Origin of the sequence: Paraburkholderia sp. (genome assembly GCF_036488505.1) — a bacterium.
Taxonomy (GTDB): Bacteria; Pseudomonadota; Gammaproteobacteria; order Burkholderiales; family Burkholderiaceae; genus Paraburkholderia.
In genome coordinates this window covers 1-4,960 of sequence record NZ_DASXHN010000197.1, presented here as the reverse complement: position 1 = coordinate 4,960, position 4,960 = coordinate 1, and the positions used below count along the sequence as shown (strand labels likewise).

General features: G+C 65.4%; 3 protein-coding genes and 1 riboswitch. Of the genes, 1 reads left to right on the top strand and 2 read right to left on the bottom strand.

Going from position 1 to position 4,960, the window contains the following annotated elements:
- Positions 1-309: 309 nt before the first annotated feature.
- Positions 310-3,015 carry an aminopeptidase N gene (gene pepN / locus VGH68_RS11685; RefSeq protein WP_331603782.1) on the bottom strand — a complete coding sequence of 902 codons (2,706 nt, stop codon included), beginning with the start codon at positions 3,013-3,015 and terminating at the stop codon, positions 310-312.
- Positions 3,016-3,383: 368 nt separating this feature from the next.
- Between pepN and VGH68_RS11680 the strand changes: the two genes are divergently transcribed.
- On the top strand, positions 3,384-4,109 hold the full coding sequence (locus VGH68_RS11680) for a DUF4136 domain-containing protein (RefSeq protein ID WP_331603781.1): 726 nt from the start codon (positions 3,384-3,386) through the stop codon (positions 4,107-4,109).
- Between the two features lie 26 nt (positions 4,110-4,135).
- Here the strand turns inward: VGH68_RS11680 and VGH68_RS11675 are convergent, their stop codons facing one another.
- Positions 4,136-4,726 (bottom strand): TMEM165/GDT1 family protein, encoded by a 591-nt coding sequence (locus tag VGH68_RS11675; RefSeq protein ID WP_331603780.1) that lies wholly within the window; start codon positions 4,724-4,726, stop codon positions 4,136-4,138.
- A gap of 21 nt (positions 4,727-4,747) precedes the next feature.
- Positions 4,748-4,910, bottom strand: a riboswitch (yybP-ykoY riboswitch).
- Between the last annotated feature and the right edge of the window lie 50 nt (positions 4,911-4,960).

Below are 4,960 nucleotides of genomic sequence, written 5' to 3'. Positions count from 1 at the left end.
GGTCGGCGGGCAGGTTGTTCGTTTCACGCTGCTGCTCGATCAGGTACTTCGACAGAGTGGTACGACGTTGCAAGGACATTGCTGTACTCCAGGAAGGCTAAGAATAGTGGGATTTTAACCGCTCGACGTGTCGGTTCCGTGCTTTTGACCGCGCTCGGCCCCGATCGGCGTCGCGGCTCGCTGCGCCGCGCAAACGCCGATCCGCGCGGCGTGGCGTACCGCATCGATGGCGCGCGTAAAAAAGCCGGCAACAGGTGCCGGCTTGCGAGTCGGGGACAGGGCGAAGCGGTGGCCCCACTCATGCGAACGTCATGCCAACGCCTTTTCGACGATCTCGCGTACGTCGCGCGATTTGACCTGCGCGGCGACCTTCTCGAGCGCCGCGCGCATGTTGTCGCGCAGCGTCGGCGTAAAGCGTCGCCACAGTTCGAGCGACCGCGCGAGGCGGGCGGCGACCTGCGGATTGAGCGCGTCGAGCGCGATCACCTGTTCGGCCCAGAACGCGTAGCCCGAGCCGTCTTCGGCATGGAACTGCGCGGGGTTCGCCGCGCAGAAGCTGAAAATCAGCGAGCGCGCGCGGTTCGGATTCTTCAGGCTGAAGGCCGGATGCGTCATCAGCTGGCGCACCGTGTCGATCACCGGATGCTGCGGGGCGCCGCGCTGCGTGGCCTGCAACGCGAACCACTTGTCGATCACGAGCGGGTCCTTCTCGAAGCGCTGGTAGAAGTCGCCGAGCGCGCGCTGCGCGTCGGCGCTGCCGCCCTGCGGCGCGGCCGCGTTGAGCAGCGCCGATAGTGCCGCCGCGCGGTCGGTCATGTTGTTGGCCGCCTCATATTGCGCGGAAGCGAGGCTGACGGCAGGGGCCGGATCGTCGAGCTCGGTCAAATACGACAGCGCAAGGTTCTTCAACGCGCGATGACCGGCGGCCTCCGGCGCCGCTTCATACGCGCCCGGCGTGCGATGCTGCTGGTACACCTTCAGCCATTCGTCGCGCAACGCATTGGCGAGGCGCTTGCGCACGAACTGCCGCGCCGCGTGGACCGCGGCCGGATTCGATTCGCTCATCTGCTCGGCCAGATACGCTTCGGACGGCAGCATCAGCGCGAGCTCGCGGAACGCCGGCGACAGCGTTTCGTCGGTGAGCACGCGCGCGAATGCCGCGACCACCGAATCGTCGAGCTGCAGCGCAGCGCCCGCGGCCGCGCGGCTGGCGAGCACCAGCAGCTCACGCGTTGCGAGCCGCTGACCGGCTTCCCAGCGGTTGAACGGGTCGCTGTCGTGCGCGAGCAGAAATGCGAGCTGCTCGGCCGAGTAGTCATATTCGACGATCACCGGCGCGGAGAAATTGCGCAGCAGCGACGGCAGCGGCTCCTCGCCGACATGGACGAACGTAAAGGTCTGCTCCGTCTGCGTGAATTCGAGCACGCGGGTGGTCGATGCCGCCGCCTGCGCGTCGCCTTCGAGCTGCAACGGCAGATCGCGGCCGTCCTTGCCGATCAGGCCGATCGCGAACGGGATCAGCAGCGGTCCCTTCTGCGTCTCGCGCGCGGCCGGCGCGGCGTCGCCATAGCCTTGGCGCAGCGTCACGCTGTAGCGTTGTTGCGCGGCGTCGTAGCGGGTGCGCACCGACACGCGCGGCGTGCCGGCCTGGCTGTACCAGCGCTCGAACTGCGCGAGGTCGCGGCCATTCGCATCGGCGAGCGCGTGGCGGAAGTCGTCGCAGGTCACCGCCTGGCCGTCGTGGCGCTTGAAGTACAGGTCCATACCCTTGCGAAAGCCGTCGCGGCCGAACAGCGTCTGATACATCCGCACGACTTCCGCGCCTTTTTCGTAGACCGTCATCGTGTAGAAATTGTTGATCTCGACGTAGCTCTCCGGGCGCACCGGGTGCGCCATCGGACCCGCGTCCTCGGCGAACTGCATCTGGCGCAGCACGCGGACGTCCTCGATGCGCTTGGTGGCTCGCGCGGTCTGGTCGCCGCCGTGGGCTTCGCCGGCCGCCATGTCGGCCGAGAACTCCTGGTCGCGGAACACTGTCAAGCCTTCCTTCAGGCTTAGCTGGAACCAGTCGCGGCAGGTCACGCGGTTGCCGGTCCAGTTATGGAAGTACTCGTGGCCGACCACTGCCTCGATGTTCGAAAAGTCGGTGTCGGTCGCGGTTTCGGCGGTCGCCAGCACGTACTTCGTGTTGAAGATGTTGAGCCCCTTGTTCTCCATCGCGCCCATGTTGAAGTCGCTGACCGCGACGATCATGAAGCGGTCCAGGTCGAGTTCGAGCCCGAAGCGCTGTTCGTCCCAGCGGATCGAGTGGATCAGCGAATCCATCGCATGACGCGTCTTGTCGAGATCGTGCGGCTCGACCCATACCTGCAGCAGTTTTTCCTTGCCGGAGCCGGTCGTCACGCGTTCTTCGAGCGCGACCAGCTTGCCCGCGACCAGCGCGAACAGATAGCTCGGCTTTTTGAACGGATCTTCCCAGCGCGCGAAATGGCGGCCCTCGGGCAGATCACCTTGCTCCAGCAGATTGCCGTTCGACAGCAGCACCGGATAGTCGGCCTTGCTCGCGCGCAACGTCACCGTGAAGCTTGCCATCACGTCGGGGCGGTCCAGGAAGTAGGTGATGCGGCGAAAGCCCTCGGCTTCGCACTGGGTAAAGAAGTTGCCGCTCGATATATACAGGCCCGACAGCGTGGTGTTTTCGGCCGGATTGCAGATGCTGGTGAGCGTGAGTTCGAAGTTGTCGGGCACGTTATCGAGCAGCAGGCCATGCTCGTGCGGATGCGCGTTCGGGAACGGCTTGCCATCGATCTCCGCGCTCACGAATTCGAGCTGTTCGCCCATCAGTTCGAGGTGCGCGGCGCGCGATGCATCGGGGTTGCGGCGCACGCGCATCGTGTTCCTGACAACGGTGCGTTCAGGGACCAGATCGAACTCCAGCGCGACGGTGTCGATCAGAAAGGCGGGCGGCGCATAATCGGCGCGGCGGATCACATTGGGCGTTGCGGTATCGGCCATGGCGTTCTGTGGTGGAGGACTCGAGCGGTCGCGCGCAAATGGCGCGCGAGCCGGGCTTGTCGACCCATTGTACAAAGCCTCGGACAATCGTGCGGAGCGAAACGGGGACGGCAGTTCGGCTCGGCGTGGCAGTGAACGCATGTCCGGCGGCTGGCGCGGGACAACCCGCGGCAGGCCCTTTTACCGGCTGGCACGGCAGCGTAATATCAAACGCCGCGATCGGACGCCGCGATCGGACGCCCGCGATCGGACGCCCGCGCGTGCGCGACGACTGGCCCCGCGAGCGTCCCGCAGCGTATCGAAAGGCGGAATAATCAGAGTCAGTCGACGTTTAACCGAAGCAATCCCCACGCGTCACGAGGCAGACCATGAACATCGATCGATGGACCCGCCGCATCGCGCTGCTGTTCGCCGTGCTGACGGTGCTGCTGTCCGGCTGCACGACCTACGTGACGACCCAGGTGACCGCGTTCTCCGCGTGGAACGGCAGCGACGCGACCCGAACCTATGCGTTCGCGCGGCGCCAGGATCAGCAGAACAATCTCGAACTGAGCGCCTATGAGCGAATCGTCGCGAACGAACTCGCCGTGCATGCGTTCCGCGAAGTCCCTCGCGACGACGCGCGTTATCTGGTTGAACTCGCGTATGGAATCCGTTCGGACATCGTGACCGTCGCCGAGCCGGTCTACTACAACGCATGGCCGGGTCCTTACTGGGGCCGCCCGTTCGATCCGTGGGGGCCGTGGGGGCCGTTCCCGGCCACTTACGTGAATCAGAGCTATCCGGTGTTCACGCATCTGCTCGGGATCCGGATCACCGAGCGCGCGAGCGGCAAGGAGGTCTACAACGTAACGGCGCGCAATTTCGGCGGCGAGTCGTCGCTGGTCAGGGCGATGCCGTATCTCGCGCGCAGCGCGCTGGCCGACTTTCCGCTGGGTAACGGCGCGGTGCATACGGTGAAGATTCCGATCGGCAACGGCGGCACGCCCGCGAACGAAGTGTCGCTGCCAGCGGCGCCCGCCGCCGCCTCGGCGCCGGCAGCGGGGCCGGCTGCGGGGTCCGCGGCGGCACCCGACGGGCAGGCAGGACAATAGCGCAGGTCCGCCATCTGAGCGGCTCTTCAGAACATCGGGTGCGCGTCCGGGTACAGCGCGCTGCGCAATGCGAGAGCGCCGAGCACCACGAACAGGATGGCCGCGACGATATGAACGGCCTTCGTCGGCAGCCGGTCGGCGAAGCGATGACCGAGGTAGATGACCGGCACGTTGGCAAGCATCATTCCGAGCGTCGTACCGGCGACTACCCCGAAAAATTCATGGAAGCGCGCCGCCAGCGCAATGGTCACGATCTGCGTCTTGTCGCCCATCTCGGCAAGGAAAAACGTGACCGCGGTGGTGCCGAATACGCCCATCGAGTGCTTCGTGTTCAGTGTTTGCGCTTCGTCGAGCTTGTCCGGTATCAGAATCCACACGGCCATCAGCGCGAAGGACGCCACCACGGCCCAGTTCATCACGTGCGGATGGATCACGCTGGCCAGCCACGTGCCCAGCGCGCCCGACGCCGAGTGATTGACGAGGGTCGCGACCAGCACGCCGAGCACAATAGGAACGGGCTTTCTGTAGCGTGCTGCGAGTACCAGTGAAAGTAGCTGTGTCTTGTCGCCGATTTCCGCGAGACCGACGATGCTGGCCGAGACGAGGAACGATTCCATTTTGGAGATTGTTGTACCCGGGCCGCACTGATGAACGACGATGACCGACGCCCCCGCGACCCGGTCAGGTAGGAACGTCGTCATCGGTCTTGCCAGGCGGTTGCTGCGCACGCCATGTCGCCTCGCGGCAGACAAGTATGTTGACGTGCGCCCCGGGACGTTGCGTCCCGGGCGGCTACTCCCCGAAGAAGTGGGCCGGATTATACACGGCGTCACCTGGCGCCAGGAGGCGTT